General features: G+C 51.9%; 15 protein-coding genes. 4 read left to right on the top strand and 11 right to left on the bottom strand.

Annotated elements, in window-relative coordinates; all coding sequences use genetic code 11:
* Positions 1-66 precede the first annotated feature (66 nt).
* The 7 genes from ACO08I_RS11495 to ACO08I_RS11465 form a co-directional block, all read right to left on the bottom strand.
* A complete protein-coding gene (locus ACO08I_RS11495; protein WP_421949373.1) occupies positions 67-720 on the bottom strand; it encodes an SWIM zinc finger family protein in 654 nt (217 codons plus the stop codon).
* A gap of 29 nt (positions 721-749) precedes the next feature.
* A complete protein-coding gene (locus ACO08I_RS11490; protein ID WP_421949372.1) occupies positions 750-1,775 on the bottom strand; it encodes a S66 peptidase family protein in 1,026 nt (341 codons plus the stop codon).
* Positions 1,776-1,797: 22 nt separating this feature from the next.
* Complete coding sequence (locus tag ACO08I_RS11485) at positions 1,798-3,162, bottom strand: HTTM domain-containing protein (protein ID WP_421949371.1); 1,365 nt, start codon at positions 3,160-3,162, stop codon at positions 1,798-1,800.
* A 635-nt stretch (positions 3,163-3,797) separates the two neighbouring features.
* Positions 3,798-4,442 (bottom strand): hypothetical protein, encoded by a 645-nt coding sequence (locus ACO08I_RS11480; RefSeq protein WP_421949370.1) that lies wholly within the window; start codon positions 4,440-4,442, stop codon positions 3,798-3,800.
* 71 nt (positions 4,443-4,513) lie between these two features.
* Positions 4,514-6,736 (bottom strand): T9SS type A sorting domain-containing protein, encoded by a 2,223-nt coding sequence (locus ACO08I_RS11475; protein WP_282782942.1) that lies wholly within the window; start codon positions 6,734-6,736, stop codon positions 4,514-4,516.
* Positions 6,737-6,882: 146 nt separating this feature from the next.
* On the bottom strand, positions 6,883-7,131 hold the full coding sequence (locus tag ACO08I_RS11470) for a hypothetical protein (protein WP_282782940.1): 249 nt from the start codon (positions 7,129-7,131) through the stop codon (positions 6,883-6,885).
* Positions 7,132-7,684: 553 nt separating this feature from the next.
* Positions 7,685-8,215: an HTTM domain-containing protein gene (locus ACO08I_RS11465; RefSeq protein WP_421949369.1), complete on the bottom strand. Its 531-nt coding sequence runs from the start codon at positions 8,213-8,215 to the stop codon at positions 7,685-7,687.
* A 121-nt stretch (positions 8,216-8,336) separates the two neighbouring features.
* On the opposite strand from ACO08I_RS11465, the gene ACO08I_RS11460 reads away from it, so the two are divergent.
* Together ACO08I_RS11460 and ACO08I_RS11455 are read left to right on the top strand one after the other, a co-directional pair.
* Positions 8,337-9,596, top strand: coding sequence for an ectonucleotide pyrophosphatase/phosphodiesterase (locus ACO08I_RS11460; RefSeq protein ID WP_282782936.1), 1,260 nt, complete (start codon positions 8,337-8,339; stop codon positions 9,594-9,596).
* Between the two features lie 394 nt (positions 9,597-9,990).
* The gene (locus ACO08I_RS11455) at positions 9,991-11,355 is read left to right on the top strand and encodes a hypothetical protein (protein WP_421949368.1); all 1,365 of its coding nucleotides are present in this window, start codon (positions 9,991-9,993) and stop codon (positions 11,353-11,355) included.
* On the opposite strand, the gene ACO08I_RS11450 is transcribed toward ACO08I_RS11455, so the two are convergent.
* From ACO08I_RS11450 to ACO08I_RS11435, 4 genes are all read right to left on the bottom strand, one after another.
* Positions 11,345-11,737: a hypothetical protein gene (locus tag ACO08I_RS11450; RefSeq protein ID WP_282782933.1), complete on the bottom strand. Its 393-nt coding sequence runs from the start codon at positions 11,735-11,737 to the stop codon at positions 11,345-11,347. The two genes, ACO08I_RS11455 and ACO08I_RS11450, sit on opposite strands and share 11 nt — an antisense overlap.
* A 644-nt stretch (positions 11,738-12,381) precedes the next feature.
* Complete coding sequence (locus tag ACO08I_RS11445; RefSeq protein ID WP_421949367.1) at positions 12,382-17,208, bottom strand: DNA repair ATPase; 4,827 nt, start codon at positions 17,206-17,208, stop codon at positions 12,382-12,384.
* Between the two features lie 249 nt (positions 17,209-17,457).
* Positions 17,458-19,581 carry a flotillin family protein gene (locus tag ACO08I_RS11440; RefSeq protein WP_421949366.1) on the bottom strand — a complete coding sequence of 708 codons (2,124 nt, stop codon included), beginning with the start codon at positions 19,579-19,581 and terminating at the stop codon, positions 17,458-17,460.
* A 42-nt stretch (positions 19,582-19,623) separates the two neighbouring features.
* Complete coding sequence (locus ACO08I_RS11435; RefSeq protein ID WP_421949365.1) at positions 19,624-20,301, bottom strand: hypothetical protein; 678 nt, start codon at positions 20,299-20,301, stop codon at positions 19,624-19,626.
* A gap of 420 nt (positions 20,302-20,721) precedes the next feature.
* Here ACO08I_RS11435 and ACO08I_RS11430 point away from each other — a divergent pair, with 420 nt between their 5' ends.
* Together ACO08I_RS11430 and ACO08I_RS11425 are read left to right on the top strand one after the other, a co-directional pair.
* Positions 20,722-22,284, top strand: a complete 1,563-nt coding sequence (locus ACO08I_RS11430) for an AAA-like domain-containing protein (RefSeq protein ID WP_421949364.1) — start codon at positions 20,722-20,724, stop codon at positions 22,282-22,284.
* Positions 22,285-22,318: 34 nt separating this feature from the next.
* Complete coding sequence (locus tag ACO08I_RS11425) at positions 22,319-24,802, top strand: DEAD/DEAH box helicase (protein WP_421949363.1); 2,484 nt, start codon at positions 22,319-22,321, stop codon at positions 24,800-24,802.
* Positions 24,803-24,804: the final 2 nt, after the last annotated feature.

The raw sequence follows: 24,804 nt of genomic DNA, 5'->3' as shown, positions 1-24,804 counted from the left end.
ATTCAATATACGGTGTTTGAGTTACTTGAATCTACGTGATCGATGGTCATGGTGCAGCCTTATTTGTCAGCCTTTTTTGAAGATCGTGCTCAGCTCCGCTTTCATGGCTGGCCTCCTGGGGTAACGGGCTAACAGCCTGGATGCCAGTTCTTCGATTGCCGGCTGGCTGTTTACAATATCGGTCTTTACTTTGAGGAGTAGCTCCGCCAGGTCTCGGTACTCCTTCCGGTTGCTGACCTGATTGCCTATTAATTTGCGTACAGCTTTCTTATAATTCGTCCGGATGTCGGTAGCACGGCCTGAGTCCGCAAAGTACAGCATGAAGCGGTTTTTGAATTCCCAGTCTTGCTCAATCAGGTGTTTTACAAATGCGCGGAGTTCTTCATTGGTTATACGTTCCAGTTGGTCTGAGGCGTTCAGGGCAGCTCGCGGCGAGTTTTCAGTTCCCGCATCCAAAGCAGCTTTGATGCCATACAACATGGCTACCTGATGCTTGCATACCGGCCCATAGTCATAGGGGCAGTCGCAGTGCATAGCATCAATGTTCGTACCTGTCATTTGAACCGATACCTCATATTCTGCACTTCCAAATACAATGGCATGCCAGTGCCCTTCCCCAATCTGCTGCAGGTCCTTCACAGCACCGTGGTGGAAATAGGTCCATCCTCTTTCTTTGATATGTGAGGAAACGGAAAATTCAAAGTCTTCTAAACTAAGCATAAGTATTTTTTATCAGGTCTTTCTTGTGCTTACCGCACGCCCGCTTCCAGTAAAATGATGGACCGCTCCGATGCATCTATCCGTGCTCGTACGCCCACCGGGAAAGTGCACTGATGGTCAATATGGCCAAATGGAAAACCATAAGCGGTTGGGGTGGCAGTAGGCCGTAGTTGTTCCTTCAGGGTTTCGGACAAGGTCAGGGAATCACTGCCTTCCGCTTTGGCGCAGTCGGCAAAAACGCCAAGCGCTATTCCATTAGCAGCTTTTAGCGGCCAGGCCTGCCGTAGCTGGGTGAGCATGCGGTCCACCCGGTAGGGCGCCTCCCCAACATCTTCCATAAACACAATAGCACCGGTTGGGTCAGGTAAATACCCGGTGCCTGCCATAGCCGACAGCAAGGACAGATTGCCGCCCATCAGCACGCCTTCTGCCTGCCCTTTGCGGATGACCTCCGGCTGATAAAGCGGATCATCGGAAGCTTCGTTGCCTTCGGATAAGGGGATAGAGTAGGGGGCTGTCCCGTACATCAGTACGGCTCGCACCTGTGCTTCGGTGTAGGCCGAAAATTCGGAAGCGCCCACCGGGCCATGGAAGGTCACCAGACCCGTCTTGTGGTAAATGGCATTGAGCAGGGCGGTGATGTCGCTGTAGCCAATCAGGATTTTTGGGTTTTTGCGGATGAGCCCGTAGTCAATCTTGGGCAGCAGGCGGGTACAGCCATAGCCGCCACGGGCACACCATACGGCATCAACGGAGCGGTCGGAGAACATCATATGCAGGTCATCCAGGCGTTGCTGATCGGTGCCGGCTACAAAGCCGTGCTTCGCGCGGATGTTTTTGCCCATTTTTACTTTCAGCCCAAGCTGAAGCATATTGGAAACCGCCTTGTCCAGCGATTCGTCACTAATGTAGCTGCCGGGGGTAATGAACCCGATGGTATCGCCCGGGCGCAGGCGTTTGGGGAATATACGCTTGGTGCGCGGGGCCGTAAAATGGGGGCTGCCCGCAAGCAGGGGAAGGGCCAGGGCTTTCCGGGAAAAGGATCTGCGGTTCATCGTTTTGGTCAAAAAGATAGCCTTATTCCGGCAAAATCCAATCCGATGGTGCCCAAAACGACCATTCCAACTGCGTGAGGTCCCGCTCCGGGTCGATGTAATCGTGATAGTCGCGGTAGTTAAGCTTGCAGCGGATGTTGGCATAAACAGCGACTTCCTGCCCTTCTGTCTCAAATTCCTTTTCCAGGAAGTGGGCAAACTGCAGGATCATATCCGGATGGGTGTATAGCTTGCGCTCCTGCCGCTCTGAGAGGTAGTCTCTGGACCGGACGATTGTTTTTTCCCCGGTATTCTGATTGACAACCTGGAACTTTCCAAAACCAATTTTAGAACGCAGCATCATTCGCCACGAATAGCGGTGGCCCTCTTCCGTCCAGGCTACATCGCCAGGGTAGAGGTGGTGGCGCAGGGGCAGCAGGAGATGAATCGCCATCAGTACGCCAAGTCCGCTGAGGATAAGGGTGCGGTTGCGGGGGGCGGCCTGCCACATTGGAATCTTTTCAGTACTGCTTTGTATCCTCGATATCCAGGCATTTTGTTGCTTGTTGAGCCAATCCCACCGGTCGGCCAGCCAATGCATGAAGCGGCGCGGGAAATCCGGCGCAAAATACAAGGCGGTCAGGGTAACGGAGAGGAAAGGGAAAATACCGATACTAAACACCAACAGGTTCATAAAATGAAAAAACAGGACGGCTGCAAACGCCCATGGGCGGGTCTTTCGAAAAACCAGGAAAAAGACCACGAACAGGTCCAGTAACAGTCCCCCGTATGCCATGAAGTAGGCCATCCACTCCTGCTCCAGCAAGAGGCCGATTAACGGGTGGCCGGTCCGGTACCCAATCCACTGCTTGAGGGGGATGGCATGGAGCCAGTCGCTGTTGAGCTTGGCAATGCCGCCAAAAAAGTACACTATGCCCATGAGAAACTGCGGGATGAAGAGGCACCAATAGGGAGCTGTATCAGACTTGAGGTCCGGGTTCTTTTTGACATCAAGGGACAGCTGCCGGTCCACGGGCAGGAAAATCATCAGAAAACTGATCCAGCAAAAGAGGTAGCCGTGATTAAGGTAATGCGCTTTCTCCAGAAAATAGGTGTAGGTAAACCCAAAGGCAAAAAGGGTTGCTGAAATGCGGTACCACTTGCCCAGCGCCACCAGGATGGCACAGGCACAAATGCTTAGAAGCAGGATGGACATGAAGGGCTCAGGCAAAGGCTTTACCCATTCGAAACCGTAATACTTAAATTGAAAAGCTTCCGGGGCGAAGGCCCCTTTCATCATGTGGTAGTAAATCCAGGTACCGAAAACATCGGCAAACCCCAGTATGCCAAATATGATACGGAGTAGAATGAGGGAAGCAATGTCTACAGGTTGGAACAGGCGCTGCATGGGATGTCGGGTTGAACAACCCTAAAGATAGACAATTCCCGACGCATCAAGTCTAATGAAGATGGCAGCCTAGAAAAAAGCGATAAAGCGAAACGAGCAACCCGGCATCCTGTAACAGTGAGTCTGACAATAGTTTATCTAAGGGTCCAGCGAAAAAGAACTTCCCCATTTGATACGGCTATTTTCACCCCAGCCTTCGTTGCTCATCACTTACGTAGCTAGTGGTTCAAGTTGTAAGTAGATACACAATTTAGACGTCGTCATTTTTCGTCTAATCGAGACGGAGGTTCGGGATCGTAGCCAAAGCTACGAAGCTCGGTTCTCCGGGGAAGAGTAGGCGGAAAAGGAGAAGTGTAAATGTGGAGATATTTGCGACATGAACCACTAGGCTATGCTCGTTCTTCGCGCCTTGTCTGGTGTAAAAATAGCTCGCCTGAAATGAAGACCTTATTTTCCGCTGAACCCTAAGTGTATGTTTGGAGGTGCACTTCGGCTGATAACCAAAGCCTTGTGAATCCCGGTAAAACCGGGAACGTCATGGAAAAATACTTATTTGACGCGCCAAACGCGCATTTTTCCATCTAGCCATAACCACAACTCTTTGATTATCAACTCTCGTTTGCTCCAAACATACACTAAGTGGATACTCTAATTAAAGAAATAGCGCAAGTATCCAAAATCGTAGCGTCGCTGCCCAGGGTTTGCCAAATTACCAGTCCCATTGCTTTTTCCTCACCTTCCGGGAAAAACAATTTCATCTTCCCTACCGTACCGGGGTGATAAGATTGGCATTCCGGGTGCTCTCCCTGATGGAAAACATTGTACAGGCTCAAGTTGACCTCCTCGCCGCCTTCCTGCCTCATGATATATCCAGTTTCATGGCCGTAGTAGCCTGATCGGTCATATCGGCCTGTGAACTGCCCTTCTCCGTTAGGTGCTTCGATAATTGGAAACTTGAGGGCAAAAGTATCCGGGGTGTTATTGGTTAGCGCGGTGCACTTGCAATCGCTGGTGGCGTAAAAGACTATTTCTTTGCCCTTGGATACAGTAATGCAAATACCGGTTTGAGTGCGGTAATCGTTGTTACTCTCTTCCGGCAGGTCGCCAATAAGAACATAAGGCTCCGGGCACCCACATTCTCCATCAGTGTAGTAAAAATAGCCGCCTCCACATGGCCTCCCATCGGGTACTAAGGCGGCTCCATCTTCTTTATTTTTGTCGCAGGCAAGCAGCAGGCTTGTTGCCAGAAGTATCAGCGTAAGTTGATTGATTGGTTTCATTCTATAGTTATTTAAGTAGGGCAGCGACCCTCCGGTCGCTGGCTGTCATTCAAAATTTTGATTTTGACTCCTTAGTAACCAGCTCCGAAGAATAGCTTTTGAGTGGTAGCGCTATTGCCATTATGGTAGCGGACCAGATAAATTCCGGTGGGATATCCTGAGTTAGATATACGTTCCCGCAAAAAAGCTTCTATTTCTCCAAAGTTATTAAAACCTTGATTGTTGAATTGCCGTAGCACTCTGCCCTGTATATCCAGCAAAGCAACCTCGGTGATGGAATTATGACCAAAGCTTACCAAACCGTTGGAATCATGGCTTCTCTCTATCACAGGCACGCTGCACTCTGGTCTTTCAGTCGGCACGGAACAGGTGCCAAACTCTCCATTGCTGATGTCGCCATCAGGAGTTGAAAAAAGCGTGCAGCCTGGAAAAGTCATAAGAGAGCCATTTAGAAACTCCTCCAGCGTTGATTGCAGATTAATCTGCTCACCTGACCCTCCGGGCATTAGTGTCGAACCGGCGTAAGATGCGCCCCAGTCGCTACAGCAAGATACATTTGGCTCTTCCGTACTCCCCGGAAAAGTCTGTACAGTCATGGCGAAGCTGCTTTGTATTCGGGCTTCTGATTGCCAGCTGCGTTGACCTTCAGCTCTCACAATACCACTGGTTCTTATGTTAAACCAAAGCTCCTCATTTGGGTGTAAAGTAAAATCCTCCTTGCCATCCACACCGTAGAATCTGGTGTCAGTGTCACAAGGCATATCAAGGAATCGCTCAGTCGTAATCCAATTGGAAATTGATGCAATCAAATCAGGTAACTCTGTATCAGAATTGATAATATCTCCAACTTCCCCATCTCCCGATATGAAATTTTCAATATCTCCTAGCGTTACGTTTCCAAACAAATCTTCCATTACAGCATTGAAAGCCTCTTGCCATTCAGGATTTAACTCAGTGCCACATTCTGCTCCAAATGCCCAGCGGTTAAAGTCCATAATCACCGTTTCATTATCGGAGCCAGCGTTGTCGCCTGCCTGTCGGGTTTCTTTGGTTACGATGACAAAATCTTCGGCATAGGCAGCTGATTGGCGCCTTCTGTTACAACTAAAGGCACTGCTGCGAAGACGTTCTGCACGTGCTGTAAGAGCATTTCTGTACTCGTAATCGAATAGTATTTTCTTGCGGCAGTCACACCGCTCAGGTAACTGGTTTCCATTATTACATAGTAAGGATACTGCTATCCTGCCATAGCTGCCTGCTTCTCCCAGTAATTCTACATCCTCAGCCTCATCAATGTCAGGCCGTGCGTCACCTTGGTGATTGGCAGACATGGAATGCTCCTGATCGCAGTCGGCTTTCCATCCACTTGTGTATACAAAAACTTCCTTTGCAGCACCTTTGACTTGGTACCAATGGAGTTTATTGACATTAGTTGCTTCTGAATAGTTGTCACCATTATTGTTAGTTACAGGCACAAAGAACTCTTGACCAGTTAATTCTGTAGTTCCAGCTGTCGGGCTCGCAGATGCAGAAAGCTTAACAAACGAACACTCACATTCGTCTTTTCTTGACTGGGGCTTTTCAAAGGCAGTAGGGATCAAGTCGCTTTCAACGGGAGTAGAATAGCGGTCTCCCTGCATGATATATTGTTGATAAAAATTTAGCTTTTCAAAAGGGTGTATTTCTATGTTCGATTCGCTATTCATAAATTCGTGAAGTGCAAGAGCGTTAGAAGTGTCTTGAGCAGCAAAGGATGACGCTAGCAGAAACATTTCTTCCGAAAATACTTCTGTGATTCCCTCTTTGTGGGAATGAAGCTGATCATCTGTATAGAACGTTAAAAATGGTACGATCTCACCGCAACTGTTGGAGCCGCTAAGGATATAATTTTTGTCAAAAGGTAAATTTCTAATAGTTATAGCTCCGTCACCAGACAGCGGAATAGCTACAGGTTGATCCTCGGAGCCATCAAGGCTTAGAAAAACAGTATTTACTTGAAGGTCATACAGCTGCACGTAAATGGAAAAGCCTTCTTGATAAAGGACAGGCACAACCTTCCTGACGCCAAGAGAATAGCAGTTTAAAGCCTGCTCCTCAATCCTAAGCATCAATGAGTCGAATCTTTCAGCCATGCCGAGGCTGTCAACCTCATACCCCAGACTATCAAAGGGCTCAGTCTGAGAATTTGCATGGTAAGGGCATAATGCAATGACAAAAGAGCAAATAAAAAATGCTTTTACCATTCCCTTAAACAGGGAGGACCTGTGATTTAGCGTAGTGATCCAGTGATCCATTGATCCAAAATAGATTAGTGTTATCCATAAAAGATGAATTTGAAATAAGGAATTTGAATAATAAACCAAAGCTCGACTAAACCGCGAACAAATGAAAGACCCCAGTATTGAACCAATTTGAATTAATTGGAAATCATTGGAAAATATCAGAAATGCCAGGTATCTGTTATCCCTCTTGCACGGCAATAAGCCAAGACCTTTGGTTTAATCTTTCTCGCCTCAGCTTCCTGTAAGCAGGTTGGGATGCCCAGATGAGCATAAATCTCGATTTGCTTGGCGATACTGATCAACTGCCGGGCAGGCAGCTCAATACCTATAGCTTTTAAGCGATTGGAAAGTGTACGGGTAGAAAAGCCATAAAGCTGAGCTAGCTGGATTCTGGTTTTTGGAGTCATAGCGAACGCGTTTGATTCTCAAACTAAAATAATGGTTATTGTTGACATATGCAAGTTTCAGGTATGGGGTCTGATGTATGTGCTGCAGGCTTATTACAATTAGATAGACGAGCAAGGTGTGCATAACAAATTGCACTTTTTCCTGGATAAGCTGGAGCAGAGCGGGAAGCTCTACCCCAGCAGCCATAGGGCTTAAATGCAGAGGGTTGCCTTTGTGTTTTGTGCAATTTGTTATACACACACGAGCAAGGGCAAAAGTAAAGTCATTCCCTTTTCCTCTACTTTTGCCTCCCATGACCTGCCTGACACATAGCTTACTGGATTGTGTGGTGACCATGTTCACCATGCTGCTGCCCGATGGTAAGCGTAACTGCTGCCTGCGAATAACTGAGGCGGGGCGCCAGTGCAGCATTGCGCTTCAACCTCGGTGCTTCTGTAGCCGTGTTTATCCATGCCTATATCGCCATTGTATTTGCCGGGCTGCCTCAACTATCTGCGGCAGGGGGCCATACTGCTGTTTCTGGCGCTAAGGGCTTTTTTCGGACTGCAGGCTTTACGAAAGCAAACGATTCAGGCGAGTGAGCAAAAAGGGCAGCCGTTGCTGAAAGGCTTTTTTGTTTCGTTCTTCAATCTGGTTAACATCCCGGGCATGTTCGCCCAGACTACTGTGCTGGGGGCGCTTAACATCGAGCGACAGCTGCCGGTTGACAGGGAGGAAAATCATTAGAAAAGCGATCCAGCAGAAGAGGTAGCCATGGTTGAGATAGTGGGCCTTTTCCAGGAAATAGGTGTACGTGAAGCCAAAGGCAAACAGCGTCGCCGAAATGCGGTACCACTTGCCCAGCGCCACCAGGATGGCACAGGCACAAATGCTTAGAAGCAGGATGGACATGAAGGGCTCAGGCAAAGGCTTTACCCATTCGAAACCGTAATACTTAAATTGAAATCCTTCCGTATAAAAAGCGCCTTTCATCATGTGGTAGTAAATCCAGGTGCCGAAGACATCCGCAAAGCCCAGTATGCCAAATACGATGCGGAGCATAATGAGGGTAGCAATGTCTACAGGTTGGAACAGGCGCTGCATGGAGTTCGGGTTGTCTGTCCTTAAAGATAGGATTTTCGAGCCGGGGCAAGTAACTCCAGGGTAAAAATGTCTCAAAACTGGTCAGCTGGTTTTCTTATTTTCGCACTCAAATCAGAAACTTATGCTTCGTTTACTCCTCCTTTTGCTTTTTAGTGCCCATTTTGCCTTAACGGTTTCCGCCCAGAAAAAGGACAACGTCCCGGCGGACCACCCCTACGTGATCCTGATTTCCTGTGATGGCTACCGGTGGGATTATACCGCCCGCTTCCGCCCGCCGAATATCACCAAACTGATAGCCGGGGGCGTGCAGGCGTACTCCATGATCCCGAGTTTCCCCTCCAAGACCTTCCCTAATCACTACGCCATTGCCACCGGGCTGCTACCGGAGCACAACGGCCTGGTCGATAACACCTTTTACGACCCGGAAAGAGCACAACTCTACCGCATCAGCAACCGGGATGCCGTGGAAGATGGCAGCTGGTATAACGGAACGCCCCTTTGGGTGAATGCGGAGCAAAACGGGATGAAGGCGGCAAGTTTCTTCTTTGTGGGCTCGGAAGCCGATATTCAGGGCGTGCGGCCGAGTTACTATTATCCCTACGACGGTAGTGTCCCCAATGAAGACCGGGTACAGCAGGTCCTAGACTGGCTGGAGTTACCGGAAGCGGAGCGCCCGCATATGATCACCCTTTACTTCTCTGATATGGATGACACCGGCCACCGTCATGGTCCTTCCGACGATGAAGCTATCCGCGCTGCACTGATGAAGCTGGACTGGGCGTTGGGCGAGTTATTTGACGGTGTGGAAGCCTCGGGGCTACCCGTGAATATCATTATGGTCTCAGATCATGGCATGATTGATGTCGGCCCTGAAAAGCTTGTCAACATCGATCCCCTGCTGCAAGACAGCCGCTACCGGGTAGCCAACAACGGTGCTCTGGCGCATATCTACATGGAGGACGGTGCGGACCCTAAGGAAGCATTAGCCTTCATGAAAGAAAAATCAGAGGGGTTACCGCTGGAGGTTTACCCCATCGCAGAATTCCCACACTACAGCGATAAATCTGACCCCCGCCTTGGCGATTTTATCCTCTACCCGGAGTATGGCTACTACCTGGCCGACAGCCGCCGTATTCAGTTGGTCAAAAGCGGGAAATTTTCTCAGGGCGGCGAGCATGGCTTCCACCCGGAGTTTCCGGAAATGCACGCTATTTTTTATGCCAAAGGCCCGGCATTTCGGCAGGGGCTTACCATACCTTCATTCCGTAATGTGCATGTCTATCCTCTGGTTTGTGAAATCCTGGGCTTGCCGGTGCCGAAAGGTATTGACGGGCAGTTAGAAGTCCTGCAAAGCACGCTAAAGTCTAAAGTAGGTAAATAAAAAAGCAGGCCGTATAAGTTCGACCTGCTTCCGAAAGTGTGTTTAGTTTTTTAGGGTAGAAAACCGGCTTCCCATTTCTGGTCTGCCGGATAAACTGAGTGTATTTAATTTTTTCAGTAGCCCTGATGACCAATGCGGTCATCAGGGAGTCAACTGAGAGACATTATTTAAATAATGCTCCACTAAACATACAGTTAAGTGTCTGGGTAGAGCTACTGATAAATTAGGGTTTCATTTTAATTTGTTCCTAATTAATTAATATTTAAAAATTTGTTTATCAGGGTATTAAATTTTATTTTGTTCTATTATTAATTTCGGAGTTATGCGGAAAAGTAAGCTATATGAGGTTTTTGAACGGCTAAGCCCGGCTGAAAGGTGTAGCTTTTTATCAACAATGAAACTGAAGGAAAACAACCTGTCACAAAATGACCAGGATTTGGTACAACGGTATACAGAAGAAATCGTCAACCGAAGGTTTCCTCAGGGCGAGGCTGCGTTCTGGGAAGCCAATGCAATGAAGCCATTGGCGGCTAATAAATTTAAAACCCGTGTACTGCGGGCTCTGGAGCGGTATCTGCTGTTGGATGCACTGGACAAAGAACCCCGCCTCAGGCATATTCTGTTGGCGGGTAAATATGATCACCTGGGGCTTAGAAAACACCTCGACTACCATTTGCGGGAATTGGAAAAGGAGCAGTACAGTCACGAAGAACAAATCATTGGCCCTTACTTGGGAGAGACGCTTGGGCAGCATATTTTGATAAAAGCTAGGTCTGAAGAGGAAAGGAGTAATGCTCAGCTGGGGTATGCAGATATGAGAAAGTGGGGCAGCGCGCTGGAAAAATTTAGTGATTACATGCGAATGAGCCTTCTTTTAGAGACCTATAATCGGATTAAAGTATACGGAGGAGAAGAAGAGAATGTTGAGGATATCCGCGAGAAGATTCAAACTATAGTAGGGCAGACAAAAGATGAAAATATTAAATACTTTGGTCAATTGGTTCGAGTCCTTGACCAATGCCCTCCGGAAGAATATCTGGAAATAGCTAAGGAACCAAACGGTTTTGATAAAGAAGTAGCCAATGTTTACCAAAAACAATATTGGGCAACCTTATTTAATTACTGTGTTGACCGATTAAACATCAATAAAGACCGCCGGTTTGCCGGAGAATTGGTTAAAATCATTAAGCAACTTGAGGACCGTAATCTCCATTTGAATGACGGCCACACGATACAGCTGGCTAGAATTAATGGTGCCATGAGTGCGGCAGTGATATCTGGGGAAATAGGCTGGTTTTTAGATTTTCTGAATCGGAACTGGGATAAAGTAGCCTTGGCTTCAAGGAAAGAACGGGATGCATACAGGCATTTTTCATTGGCTTATTCAGCGCTGTATCGCGGGGATATCTCTAACGCGCACCAATACATTCATATTTTTCAGCGCTCGGTACTCTACAGTAAAACCAGCTACTCTAATTTTGCCATGAGAATTGGTTCTGATAAGGTTTTGAGCAAAATTTATTTCGAAAATCAGGAGTTTATAGCTTTGGAGCGTCAAATCCGAAGCGTTAGGGGGTACGTAACCCGCAGTCAGTATCCACCACATGTACAACAAGGATTAATGAGCTTTTTTGACGATTTGCTGAGTTGTAGTCAAAACAGCCAACCCTTTACCAGTGAACGGATACAAGGCTGGCCGCTGATTGATCAGGTCTGGGGCGAACAAGTGCTGGCCAAGGGTAAAGGGCCTACTTTGTAATACCTCCGCTAAAGGATCCGGCATCTGTAGTAACAACAACGGAATAAGTCCCGTTAGCCAGGAGCGAGATGTTATTCCTGCAAACAGAGGCTCCACAACCGGTAAAAGACATCACGACCATTGCACCGTCATAAACCTCAATAGTGAGAATATTCTCGCTCGGGTCGTTGGTAGTAGTAAGTAGTACTACAACGTTTTCTACAGTAATACTCCCTCCAAGCGTCTCCTCTGATTGCAAGTGGTTGGATGCATAAGGATTAGCAGTTGCAGCTAGCCCCAAAATCGTAACGAATAGCAATAGTGTTTTCATCATTAGTAGGTTTATAATGAAAGAATAGGTAGTACAGGCCTGCCCGGTGTGGTCTTGCCGTTGGGCAGGCATCGCAGGTTAGATAGGTTCGGCTTTTTGAGCCGTTACCTAAGCCTGTTTAAGCTTGGTGTACTTCTTTTGTAGGTAATTGCTATCCGTTTGCACTGTGGGTTTTACATCACATACATTGTATACTGGTTTGTGGGCATAAGCCAGGCTGTTGACAGCGTTGCGCTTGCCCTGTCAGGGGCTTGATTCCAGGCTTTTGGCATAAAGAGTTCAGCCCTGAGCAGGCGCATGATTCTGACTCAGCGTAGTAATCCGGTAAATTTTGTTGCGTTGGTTTTCCGCTTTAAGGCGTACTGTGGCATTGCACAGTAATAGGTGCAGATATAGTAGCCTCTTGTATGTTTTTAGTAAAATGACTAGGTAAAAAGATGAAAAGTAAATACTTAATCTTTTTTACCCGTAAGAAATGGTGAGATAATTGCAGTGTTGTTAGTGTCAACGGCAAGGGAAATGAAAGCGTTCCCAACCAATCATGATTTTTTGAAGTTTTTTCGTTCAGAGGAAAAGCCAGTAAGGCTTCTGCTTTTCGCTAAACCATTTAATAGAAAGCGGAGACTGACCTTCCAGCCAGCCTCCGCGATAAAGTGCTACATCATTCTCTCTTGCAGAGCAGTTTTTCTGCCTGCTTTGCGGGTACTTACTTACAATCATTCCGCCTCCAGCGCCTGCCGTATCCCCGCCAGCCCTTCATTAAAGGCATCCATCTGAGCGATGACCTGTGCCATGCGGTCACTTCCGTCCGCCCCGCCGAAGCGCTGCTTTTTCCGGAATGCCGCTTTAATTGCCGACCAGCGCTCTGCCTCTTCGGGGCTCAGCCAACCGAGCAGTTCCTTCAGCTTGAGGAAATTAGCCTCTGCGTCTGCGGTCAGCGTTTGCACTTCGCCTTCATAGTGGGCGAGGAGCAGGGTACGCAGCTCCGACTCGTTCATGATGGGGGCGATTTTCTCCGCCAGCTTGTTCATGTTGCGGTAGGAGCCTTGCAGCTTGAAAGCCGGCTCTGTGCGGTAGTCCTCCGCCATCGCTGCGGAACGGATGTACGCCTGATTGACGGTCAGGACCACATCGCGCACTTTTAGCAGCAGCTGCAACACCTTCCGGTAATCGGCCAGCTCCTGTGTGCTGTGGCTGCCTTCATATTCCAACCCTTCGAGCTGCCCGGTTTCCACGCTTTGAATGAGCGTGTGCACATCCTTCGTGCTCTTGCCGGCAAGTTGTGCCAGGGTCGAGTTGGAAGTCAGGGCGTTCTCCAGATAGCTGAGCTTGAAGGCCGCTGCGGAGTCGCCGATGATGTCTCCCAGGTTGTAAATATCTGCCCGGTTAGCCAGCATGTCCGGGATTTGGAAGCGGTCGCCGCTCTCGGTGTAGGGGTTGCCGGCCATGACCACAGCGAAACGGCTGCCCCGCAAGTCATAGGTTTTCGCCTTGCCTTTGTACACGCCCTCAATACGGCGCTGCGCATCGCAGAGGGAGATGAACTTCTGCAAGAACTCCGGATGGCAGTGCTGTATGTCGTCTACGTAAAGCATGACGTTGTCGCCCATTTCCAGGGCCAGGTTCAGCTTCTCCAGCTCTTTGGCAGCAGCCATGCTATTGGCATCCTGCGGTGCCAGGGAGGTCACCTGATGCCCGATCGCCGGGCCATTGATTTTCATAAAAATGAGCCCCAGGCGGTTGGCGATGTATTCCATGAGCGTGGTCTTGCCGTAGCCGGGAGGGGACAGCAACAGCAGCAGGCCCATGCGGTCGGTGCGGGTCTGCTCGCCTGCCGTGCCCATCTGCTTGGCGAGGTTGTCCCCAAACAGGGGCAGGTACACCTTGTCAATAAGGCGGTTGCGCACAAAGCTGCTCATCACCTGGGGCTTGAAGCTGTCGAGCTGCAGGGCTTCCTTCGTCTCCGCTGTGAGTGCCCGCTTCCGGCTTTGGAATTGCTCAAACAGGGGCACGGTTTCCCCGCAGTAGCGCTCCAGCTTGTCCATGAAGGCGTGGAAGTTGAGCTCGTACCTGCCTTCCTTCAGCACAGGATGGTCGCTCCGCAGTCCCTCCAGTTGACGGCTGGTCTGTAATTCGATCACCCGTGTTTTCTCAAAATCATCCGCGAACAACAACGCAGCAATTTCCTCCTGATACGGCAGCCACTGTGCCTCTTCTTGCTCCTCCAGAAAAGCGTGCACCCACTTGCGGATGAGGAGGTAGCGCTCCCGGGGGCGCTCGCGCAGGGCATCGAGCGATTGCTTGAAGCGCTTCAGGGCTTTTTTGCCGGAGAGCAGGTCCACAAACTGCCGGTACAGCTGCCCGGCTTCTGCACTGATGACAAAGTGGTCGTCCTGTGCCAGCTCGCGGAACAAGTATTCGGCGGCCCGCTCCACGGTGAAGGCTGGGAACAAACGGGTGTGATCCCCAAAAGCCTGCAGGTCTTCTGCCAATTCCTCGATGAGGTAATCAAATTCCCGGGTATTTGGGAAGAGCTCCAGAATTTCGCCTGCGCTCTTGAGCTGCTTTTGCAGCAGTGCCTTACGGTCGGCCTCTACGAAGGCGGTCCACCAGCTTTTGGCGCAAGCCCGTACCGTAGGCGGGAAGCGCAGCAGGCCGATCCCCTGACTCATTTCCAGCAGAGTAGAAAGCATAATCGTAGCATCAGCATCGTGGATGCCCTTAGTGTAGCCCTCCGAGTAGCGCTGACCGGCGGCCTTAGTTACAAGCGGTAGCAGCGCCGCTGTTTTGACCGGCCAGTCCGGATGCTCCCGGTACAATTGGTAAGCCAGGTACTCGCTGCGGCAGACCTCCTGATTTTCCGAAATCAGGCTTTGCTGCCAGACGGCTTGGGTTTGCAACAGCGACTCATCCTCAATCGGCTCATAAAAGTTAGTCCCGGTGAGGTGGTACAACAATTGACCGTCGTCCTGCACCACAGTCAGCTCCAGCGGCTGCACATTCACGGAGAAGCGGTGCTGCCCGAGGCGGATGATGTTCTCGCCTTCCTCAAAGAGTTCCTTACGGTCGCGCAGACTGCGCAGGGTGTCTTCCTTCAGCGTTTTCAGCTGAGTCTGTACGGCATTGGCCTTGTTGCTGTCGTCCAGCTCCTGCAATTGGCGGATAAGGCCACGCACTTTTTCCACCATCAGGTCGGCAGCGAAGAAGCTGTTGACCTCGGCTTCCTCCTTAAAGGCAGCGGCGCGCTTTTGCATGCCGGCCAGGATGCGGTCGGCGGCTTTCGCCAAATTAGCGGTACGGCTGTTGCGGGCTTCCACCAGGCTGTTCTTGCGGCTCTCCAGGGCGGCGTAGACCTCCTCCCGCTTGACGGACAGCTCGGTGACAAAGGCATCCACTTCCGCGAATTTGCCTTCCAGCTCTTCCAGCTGTACCATCAGCTTGGTGAGGTAGTCGTCGCACTTTTCGGGCGTATCGGCCAGGTCCAGGTAATTGATGATGCTCTGATCCAATAGCTTGAGTTGCGCATCAAACTCTGCTTTAGACTCTTGCGTACGGAACTGCTTCCCGCGCTGCTTCACCGCCGCTTTATGCTGATTGAGCAGGGTGAAAAGGGCAGAAATGCCATCAATGATGCGGGTAGTCTGCGTCGCATCCTCGATTTTCAGGTTACTGACGATCTCGATGAGCAATTCCAGGGCCTTGCCAATCTCATCAAAGGCAGCTTCCAGTTCCGCTGCCTGCCGGGCCGTTTCCAATTGGGGAATGCGGGCGGCTTCGGCTTCAATCTGCTTGCGGTAGGGGAGCAGGGCATCCTCTTCCAGCAAAAAGGCCACACAGTCTTCTGCCAGTTGCGATTGTGCTTTTTGGGCTTGCTCCTCCAGTGCATCCACTTGATCCATGTCGGCATAGCGCAGCTCGCGCAGCCCGGCGATGTCTCCCCGCAGTGCCCGCAGCCCGGCCAGGTTGGCCACGAAGTCCTCAATACGGTCGAAGGAAGCGCGGCGGATGGCGTCAAAGCGTGCCTGTGCTTCTTTTTCCACCCGCTGCATTTCTGCCTGATCGCGCCGCTGTGCGCTTACTTTTTTCTCGTATTCCTCAATGGCCGTATTGGCTGTTTGCCGTAAGGCTTTTAGGGGCGCATCCAGCTGGAAAGCGTCCGGCTGATCGATCCAGTAGTAGCGGTCGAGCACATCGGTGGTGCGCTTGACGAGCTCGTCGTAAAGATTGGCGTAGGCGTCCTCTTTTCCCGTAAGGGTGAGGATCTCCTGGCACTCGGCCATGGCGCGCACGATGTCCTTGTTGCCTACTTTGTACAGATAGGCATCGGTATGCCCGGAAGGGATCGTTTCTCCTTCGAGGAAAGGCGTTTGCCAAATCTGCAGCACGTGGTGCTTGGTAGGCTCTTCCTCGGCTTTGAAGTAGGCCAGCTCTCCGTTTGGGAAAAGGGTGAAGCCATTGCAGACGATAGGCGTGGCCACTTCCTGATTGATGATGTTGTAGTGCAGCAGCAGATAGGTGCCGCTGTCCGCGCCGTAGAACACAAACAGGAAGTCCTCCCCATTGGGCGAAGCAATCCGCTTTTTGAATAGCAGCCCGGTCGGAGAGTGGTCAAACAGCTTGTACTCCCCCGTTTGCAGATAGTAGCCATTGGCAAAGATGAGGCCCTGCTGATCGGGCAGGAGCACCCCGGAATCTGCCAGTGCAGCCACGCGCTCCACACTCTGCATCTTCTCATTGAAAACAAAGTAGCGGTAGTCTTCCTGATAGGGCTTGATGCGCAGGGCGATGAGGTGGCCGAGGTCGGCATAGGCAAATTCCGCATCGTCCAGGGTTTGGTCTTTATAGTCTACCGGCTCGGTGTAAATGCCGCGCCCGTCATCGGTATTGTCTTCCACTTTGATGGTCAGGTCGCCCCCGGTCGTCTCCACAAAGACCCGGTCGAGGATGGACACATGCGGGTGCCGCCCGTGGCGCTGCTCGTCCCGCCCGGCCTGCTGCCAGCGAAATTCATACTGATTGGGGAAGCGTACTTCCTGATCGGAGCGGTTATCGACATATTGCAACCCCTCGTCCGTACGCAGCCACTTGAAGGCTTTGAAGTCCGTACCGCCCGGCTTAAGGTGAAAAATCATGTACAGGTGGCGGCCCCGCTGTGCAAAGCGCGCAAAGTAAGCCTCCTTGTAGTAGCGGTAGAGGTTGTGGAAGTCGGTCTGAAATTCCTCTTTTTGCAGGAGCGACAGCCCGGCCTCCTCAAATCCCTTGCCGTGGAAGCGGTAGATGCTGAAGACGTCCGTCAGCTGTATGCCGCTGCGCAGCCCGAGGTGGACGTTGTACCCCAGGATGCAGTGCTCGCCTACCGCCACGATATCGCGCGCCGTACAGTAATTGCCGGTCGTGATGCGGTCGTTGGCAATCAGTGCGCTCTCCACCGCGCCGAAGACGTCCCTGCGGGCGGTATTAAGCTGCTGTAGCCGGTTGCGCAGCTCATCAGCTTGCTGCTGCAGGCGGTTGCGGATGATATCGTAGGTGGTGGTTTGCGTCATTGTTTTGAGGTTTTGTTGGTTTGGAATGGGGAGCTATGGAGCCCCCTGGAGGAGGCTGCCAACTTTGCTGAAGCTACGTCGGCTGGAGAAGGCTAAGGTTGAGGTTGAGGCGAGCAGTGACGTGTACGCCTGGCGCGGCAGCAAGCTGCCTTTTCCCGCTGGGGCGATAGGCAGCTTGCTGCCGCGCCCGGAGTACATGCCGTGTCTGCCTCAACCTTAACCTCAACCTCAGCCTACCCTGGAATTCCCCTAGAGCAATTGCCCCGCACTAAGCGCCCCCAGCCCCAGCTCCTCCACTTTGGCCGTCAGGCGCTTGAGCAGGCTCTTCTCCTCCACGGTGCCGGACTGCTCGCCGAGGCGCAGCAGCAGAGCGGTGAGGGTCAGGTCCTTGATGTCGTCCATCGTCAGGCCGGCGCGGCGGATGAGGTTGCCCAGTTGGGGGAGCAGGCCCTCGCCGTTGCCGGATGCGGAAGACAGCAGGTTTTGGCTCAGGCTGTTCAGGTGGCTGCTGTTGTTGAGCAGGCCGTCGATGCTCTTGCCGCGCTGTACGGAATTGAGGATGCTGTTGACGAACTGCATCTCGCCTCCGACGATGTCGATATTGGCGTGCTTCATGGCCTCGCCCAGGACACCCGCCTGTGCGTTGGCGATGTCTTTGGAGACGTTGATATTGGCCAACTGAATCTCCTTCTCGGTCTCCAGGCGCAGCTTGAACTCCTCGTGCTCGCGACCTACGCCGTCCAGCTCCTTCATAGCGTTGGCTTTCTGCTCAATGCCCTTGGCTTCAGCCGCAAACTTCAGCTCGAGTACACGGGCTTCGGCTTGTCCTTTCTCGTCGGCCACCTCTGCCTCAGCACGGCCTTGCTTGCGCAGTGCTTCTGCTTTGGCTTCTATGCCGATGGCTTCTGCCTGTGCCTTGCGCTCCATCACGCTGGCCTCCAGTTTGCCTTCCAGCTCTTTGGCTTTTGCCTTGGCCTCGATGACCTGTGCTTCGGACAATCCGATGGTGGCCTCCTCGGCAGCAGTCGCCTCGGCCTGAATCTTGCGGGCTTCGGCCTCTTTCTCGGCGGCATTCTTTTCTGCTTCGGCGTCGATGAGGAGCTTCTCGGCGTTGATTTCAGCGGCCAGTTTGGCGGCTTCAGCCAGCTTCTGCTGCTCGATGACGGTCGCTTCGCCCTTGGCCTGAGCCTGAATCACTTCCTTCTGCCGTAAACGCTCGGCCTCCGCTAGCACCTTGGTGTCTTTGATGACTTCCTCCTGCTCGACCACCTTCTTTTCGACCATGATGCGGTCGCGGATGACGTCTTGTATATTCTTCTTCTCTTCTTCCACCGCGCGCTGCTTCTCGATCTCCGCCAGGGTGACAATCTTCTCGCGCTCGGTGCGCTCCAGCATACGGTCTTTCTCTACGCGCTCCTGCTCAATGGCCTCGGTGCGCTCTTTGTTCTTCAGGGCGACGATGACCTGCCGCATGCGGTTCTCTTCCGCAACCTGCAGCTCTTCTTCGGTCTTGATGCGGACCATCTCGGAGCGCAGTCGCTCCTCTTCATTGATTTTGGCAATCTCGGCAGCTTCCCGTGCTTTGATGTTGGCGATTTCCCGCTTCTGCCGCTCTTCTTTCTCAATGAGTTGGCGCTCGTATTCCAGTATAGCCTCCTTCGCCTCCGCATTTTGCTCGGTGATGGTCTTCTCCTCCTCACGGCGGATGAAGTTGGCCTTCACCTTCTGCTGGGCGGTGAGCTCCGTGATCTTCTTGATACCCTCAGCGTCGAGGATGTTGTTCTCCTTGAGGTAGCTGATGTCAGTCTGCTCCAGGTAGTCGATGGAGGCATCCTCCAGGATGTAGCCATTCAGGTTGAGCCCGATGGCGTTCTGAATTTCCGAGTTGAACTTTTCGCGGCTGTCGTAGAGCTCTACGAAGTCGAAGCGCTTGCCCACCGTTTTGATGGCTTCGGAAAACTTGGCTTCAAACAGCTCCCGCAACGTCGCCGTATCGGAGGCCCGCTGACAGCCGATAGACTGCGCGACCTTTTTGATGTCGGCCACTTCCTTATTGATGCGTACGAAAAAGACGACTTTGGTATCCGCTCGGATGTTGTCCTTGCAAATGAGGCCATCCTCTTTCATACGGCTGATTTCGATGGTGCGAACGCTGAGGTCCATTACTTCGTACATTTGAATACCGGGCACCACAATGATGCCGTTTTCGATGGCGACTTTAGTGCCGCCCACGCCGGTACGGATGATGGCTTTGCCCTGAGGCACCTTTTTGTACCAGCTGATGAGCATGACGATGAGGCCAAAAATCACCAGCAGGCTAATGCCGAGTACGGCCCAGCCCAGAGGGCCGGCCAGGTTTTGGAGTAAGATCATTAGGTTACGATTTTAAGGGTTGTCAGAAAATGAAGTCGGATTTTACAGCACCGTGCTGCGTTCCGGCGGGTCCTCCTCCGGGTACGCCCGGATGAGGTAGTGGCTGCCATCAGGCGCGGCCCGGGAGACGATGGCTTTAGTGCCGCTCGGCAGCTGTAGCTCCGGCACGGCGGTTTTGACGTAGATGAGCAGCTCGTCGTCTTCAGCCTGTACCCGTGCCTGTCCCATTTGCGTAAAGCTTGCGGGCAGGATGAGCTCGCAGGCCTGCCCGATGTAGTCCATAGGCTGGGCTTCTTTGCTGATTTGCTCGAAGAGGGGCACGAAGGGGGTCGTAACCACCTTGGCGGCAAATAGCCCGATGAACAGGATGGGAATTGCCGTTGCCAATGCATAGCCCAGGCTGTAGTGCCCCAGGTAGTGGTTGCCCAAAATGGCAAGCACCCAGGCGGTAACCACCGTCACGGTGATGATCAGCATGAAGGGTACACGCCCGAAGTTGAAAAAGTGCAGTGCACCGGCAAACCAGCCGCTCATGCCGCTGGCGTCCACATCGGTATCCACGTCTGCGTCCACGTCCACCTCTGCATCGATATCAAAGTCGAAAGCACTCAGGTCCACCGCTCCGAGGATGACGGAGAGCCAGTAGAGGACCACAAGGCCCAGCAGCAAGGTAAAGGGCAGGTTGACGCCTGCCATTGCAGCGTTGAGTAAGTCTTGCATAGGCTACCATTTTCAGGCTTACAGAGGCACAAATGTCTCAGCAAGCGGAGTTGTACAGTAAATTGATGTGTTGGTGTCGGGGAGGCGCTATACCGACGACGAAATGGTATCCAAATGGACTATTTCGTGTCGGCATAAACTCGTCCGATGAGTTTTGCTGTAAAGCTCGACCCTATTGTTCCGAGTTTAGCCAAGAGCGGAGAAGCTCTTTCCTAATCCTCAGTATATGATTTCGGAAATTTCAGTTTCTTACCCGAATCTTTCCGAATACAGGGTTAAAATGTGTTAAAATCCGGAGATATTTCGATTTTCCTCGTCGAAGCTGGATGAAATTACGACGAAAATGGGCTGTACGCCGGGTAACTATTTAGCGGCAGCGTAAATAAGCGGGGCTGGCCGTTATTATGTAACTTTACTTTTATGAAGCGATTTTTCAACACGACAGGCTTGTGCAATCCGAAGAAGCACTATATGGTGGATCCTTTTCGGGGAATATTTGATGAGGTTAACCACCTAATTGAAGCGGAGCAATACTTCCTGATCCATGCGCCCCGGCAAACGGGTAAAACGACTTTTCTGCATCAGTTGGCGCACCGGCTGAACCGGGAAGGTAAATACACCGCTGCGGTTTGCTCTCTCGAATCAGCAGGTTATCCCAGTATTTCCGTTTCAGATGCCAATGAGGTTTTTATACAGTCTCTTTATCAAACTGCTCAGGTCTTCCTGAATGGGGCTAAATTGCCACCTAACCCCACTCATTATAAAGCTGGACCGCAGTTATTCCGGCAGTATCTCAGCGATTGGAGTAAAGCTCTTGATCAGCCTTTGGTTTTGTTGGTGGACGAAGTGGACGCACTTTATGATGATGTCCTGATTGCAGTGCTGCGGCAGTTCCGGGATGGCTTTCAAACCCGGCCGCAGGGATTTCCTCAATCCATCGCTCTTGTGGGGTTGCGGGATATTCGGGAGTACCGTACACGGGCGCGGGCAGACAATCCTTCAATCGGGGCGGGCTCACCTTTTAATGTGAAAGCTGAATCCTTTTTCCTCCCGGTTTTCTCCAGAGAAGAAGTCAGAGGTTTATTAAGTCAACATACTGAAGATACCGGTCAGGAATTTTCCGATGCCGTATTCGAAAAAATATACGAATATGCTGGCGGTCAACCCTGGCTGACCAATGCGCTGGCCAACGAAATCGTTGTCAAAATGCTGCGCAATGACCACAGCAAGGTCATCACGCCAGACATGGTCATCGAAGCCAAAGAGCGCCTCATAGAACAGCGGCAAACGCACTTAGACAGCCTGGCTGACAAGGTCAGGGAAGAGCGGGTCCGCAAAATTGTAATGAGCATTATTGAAGGCAGTCCGCTGGAATTTGACACGCTCGATGACTCCATCCGCTACTGCCGGGACCTGGGGCTGATCACGCAAAAGAGCCCTATCCGGTTTGCGAACCCGATTTACCGGGAGATCATCACCCGCATTCTCAATTCCCCCTTGCAGGAGAGTTTTCCGGAGGAGATTTCGGAAACAGCCTGGTACCTGGATGAGGAGGGGCGCTTGATCATGGATAAACTGCTGGGCGCTTTCGTCGGCTTTTACCGGCGGCATTCTGAGTCCTGGCTGGAGCGCTTTACTTACAAGGAAGCCGGGCATCAATTGTTGCTCATGGCCTTCCTGCAAAGGGTAGTGAACGGCGGTGGCCGCATTGAGCGGGAAATGGCAGTCGGTAACGGGCGGACCGACCTGGCGGTATTTTGGAAAGACCAGGTAGTGCCTATCGAGTTGAAAATTCACTATGATAACTATACTTTATCCGATGGCTTACGACAGCTCGCCCGCTACATGGACAAGCTTGGGCAGCAGCACGGCTACCTGATGATTTTTGAAACCAAGCCTTCCACGGAGCTATCCTGGGACGAGCGGGTACGGCGGGAGGAGAAAACACACGAGGGCAAGGCAATCTCTGTATTGTGGATGTAACAAGAGCAAACAGCAACCTAAAGCTAGACAGCACATGGCCAAAAAGAAAGCACAAAAGAAGAAAAAACAGAGAAAGATAAGCTACTATCGGCAGCCGGAGGAGCTGAGCCTGCGGGATTGGCAAATCGGCCTGCGCAAGCAATTTGGGCCGGAGCAGACCTTTGAGCTGGTCAACGAAGGGGAGCACCCGGTTTGGTCTGACTTTACGGTCATCAACCCGGAGCGGAACAGCCGTTATCGGGTAGCCCTGCGCGGGCAGGAGCCGGGCGGGAACTTCTGTGAGTGCATGGACTTCAAAACGAACGGGCTCGGCACCTGCAAGCACATTGAATGGGCCCTGCACAAGCTGTACCGCACTTACGGCAACAAGCAGCACTTCCGCAAGCCGCCTCCGGAGCGGCAGTACAGCTCAGTTTACCTGGAGTACGGAGAAGAACGGCGTTTGCGGCTTCGCCTGGGCGGAGAAGAAGTACAAGCACTTGGCAAACTGGCCGGGCAGTACTTCGATGAAGATGGTATACTGTATGAGCATGCTTATCTGGATTTTGACCAGTTTCTGGAGCAGGCGCAGGCCGTCTCTTCCTCCTTTCGGTGCTATCCGGATGCCCTGGACTTTGTCATACAGAAACGGGCAGATGCCCGGCGGGGTCAACGTGCGGATGTCTTAGCGGCGGATGAGGAAAACCTGAACGGGCTGGTTAATGCCAAATTATATCATTATCAGAAAGAAGGCGTACTCTTCGCCTTCCGTGCCGGGCGCTGCCTGATCGCCGATGAGATGGGGCTGGGCAAAACCATTCAGGCCATAGCAGCGGCAGAGCTATACCGCCGTGAGCTGGGTATTGGAAGTGTATTCATCATTTGCCCTACCTCCCTCAAGTATCAGTGGCGCTCGGAGATTGAGCGCTTCACAGGTATTCAGGCGCATGTAGTGGAGGGCCCTGCCCACAAGCGTCGGGAGCAGTATGATGATCATGAGCAGGTTTACAAAATCCTAACCTATAATGTAGTCGCCCGGGATTATCCCTACCTGAATGCGGCGGCTCCGGATCTCGTTATCCTGGACGAAGCGCAGCGCATTAAAAACTGGGACACCAAAATCTCCCGGGCGGTTAAACGCCTGGAAGCACCTTACCGGATGGCACTAACTGGTACACCCCTTGAAAACAAGCTGGAGGATCTGTACTCCATCATACAGTTTCTGGATCAATTTCTGCTGGGGCCACTCTACCTGCTGCTCTACCGGCATCAGGTCAAAGATGAGAATGGGGTGGTACGTGGCTACAAAAACCTGGATGCCATCTACAAAAAGCTTAACCATGTAATGATCCGCCGACGCAAGCGGCAGGTGCTGAAGCAACTCCCTGCCCGTCAGGATCAACAACTGCTCGTGCCCATGACACCCCAGCAATTGGAGCTGCATAACAGCTACGATGCAGATGTAGCACAGCTGGTCGCTAAATGGCGAAGAATGGGCTTCCTCAACGAAAAAGACCGCCGCCGCTTGCTAAGCTGCCTCAACCTGATGCGTATGTCGTGCAACAGCACTTACCTGGTCGATCAGCAGACGCGGCACGATACCAAAATTGAAGAGCTCTTTTACATATTGGAAGAACGCCTGGCCGAGGAAGGCGAGAGCGCCGTCATCTTCAGTCAGTGGGAGCGCATGACCCGCATCGTTGCACAGGAGCTGGAAGCCCGGGAAATCCCTTTTGCTTATTTGCACGGTGGCATTCCGGGCAGCAAGCGGGGCGAATTGCTCGACCGTTTCCGGGAAGACTCCGCCTGCCGGGTATTTTTATCTACCGATGCGGGGGGCGTAGGCCTCAATTTGCAGAAAGCCTCCCTGGTGGTCAATCTGGACCTGCCCTGGAATCCGGCTGTGCTGGAACAACGCATCGGGCGGGTCTTCCGAATCGGGCAGGAGCGGCAGGTGCAGGTCATCAACCTGATCGCCGAGGGGACGATAGAGCACCGGATGGTACAGACGCTGCAGTTCAAGTCTTCACTGGCGGAAGCCGTGCTCGACACGGCACAGGACAGCGTCTTCATGAACGACCGCAAGTTCAAAGACTTTATGGAGGAGCTGGAGCGCGTGAAAAACGTACAGGTGCCCGAGCACGCAGTTGCCGAGCCCAGCAGTGATGAAGACCTCGAAAAAGCATCTGCCAGCGGGGCATCTGAAAAACTGGAACCGGCCGAGGCCGCACTTGATGCCTGGTGGGAAGAGGAAACGCCGGAGCTGGAAGCAGCGCCTCAACCGAAGCGGGGCGGCTCAACGGGTACTGGTCAGGCTTCTTCCTCCTCCGGAGCAGGCCTGTTATCAGAAGGGCTCAGCTTCCTCGGGCGGCTCTCGCAAACTTTGTCTGACGAAAAGGCCACACAGCAACTAGTCAATGAAATAGTGGAAAAGGACGAGCAAACCGGGCAGTCCTACCTGAAAATCCCGGTGGAAGATTCCGAGGTGGTTAAGAATGCAGCGAAATTGCTGGGCGGGCTGCTGAGTAAGCTAGGGTAGAA

It is taken from the genome of Phaeodactylibacter xiamenensis (genome assembly GCF_965229835.1).
Taxonomy (GTDB): Bacteria; Bacteroidota; Bacteroidia; order Chitinophagales; family Saprospiraceae; genus Phaeodactylibacter; species Phaeodactylibacter xiamenensis.
Note: the sequence above shows the minus strand (reverse complement) of the source record. Positions and strands in the feature narration are given on the sequence as shown.

Excerpts from the sequence above, each read along its gene's own strand:
- ACO08I_RS11495 (WP_421949373.1), bottom strand. The coding sequence starts at position 720 with ATGCTTAGTTTAGAAGACTTTGAATTTTCCGTTTCCTCACATATCAAA.
- ACO08I_RS11490 (WP_421949372.1), bottom strand. The coding sequence starts at position 1,775 with ATGAACCGCAGATCCTTTTCCCGGAAAGCCCTGGCCCTTCCCCTGCTT.
- ACO08I_RS11485 (WP_421949371.1), bottom strand. The coding sequence starts at position 3,162 with ATGCAGCGCCTGTTCCAACCTGTAGACATTGCTTCCCTCATTCTACTC.
- ACO08I_RS11480 (WP_421949370.1), bottom strand. The coding sequence starts at position 4,442 with ATGAAACCAATCAATCAACTTACGCTGATACTTCTGGCAACAAGCCTG.
- ACO08I_RS11475 (WP_282782942.1), bottom strand. The coding sequence starts at position 6,736 with ATGGATCACTGGATCACTACGCTAAATCACAGGTCCTCCCTGTTTAAG.
- ACO08I_RS11470 (WP_282782940.1), bottom strand. The coding sequence starts at position 7,131 with ATGACTCCAAAAACCAGAATCCAGCTAGCTCAGCTTTATGGCTTTTCT.
- ACO08I_RS11465 (WP_421949369.1), bottom strand. The coding sequence starts at position 8,215 with ATGCAGCGCCTGTTCCAACCTGTAGACATTGCTACCCTCATTATGCTC.
- ACO08I_RS11460 (WP_282782936.1), top strand. The coding sequence starts at position 8,337 with ATGCTTCGTTTACTCCTCCTTTTGCTTTTTAGTGCCCATTTTGCCTTA.
- ACO08I_RS11455 (WP_421949368.1), top strand. The coding sequence starts at position 9,991 with ATGAAACTGAAGGAAAACAACCTGTCACAAAATGACCAGGATTTGGTA.
- ACO08I_RS11450 (WP_282782933.1), bottom strand. The coding sequence starts at position 11,737 with ATGCCTGCCCAACGGCAAGACCACACCGGGCAGGCCTGTACTACCTAT.
- ACO08I_RS11445 (WP_421949367.1), bottom strand. The coding sequence starts at position 17,208 with ATGACGCAAACCACCACCTACGATATCATCCGCAACCGCCTGCAGCAG.
- ACO08I_RS11440 (WP_421949366.1), bottom strand. The coding sequence starts at position 19,581 with ATGATCTTACTCCAAAACCTGGCCGGCCCTCTGGGCTGGGCCGTACTC.
- ACO08I_RS11435 (WP_421949365.1), bottom strand. The coding sequence starts at position 20,301 with ATGCAAGACTTACTCAACGCTGCAATGGCAGGCGTCAACCTGCCCTTT.
- ACO08I_RS11430 (WP_421949364.1), top strand. The coding sequence starts at position 20,722 with ATGAAGCGATTTTTCAACACGACAGGCTTGTGCAATCCGAAGAAGCAC.
- ACO08I_RS11425 (WP_421949363.1), top strand. The coding sequence starts at position 22,319 with ATGGCCAAAAAGAAAGCACAAAAGAAGAAAAAACAGAGAAAGATAAGC.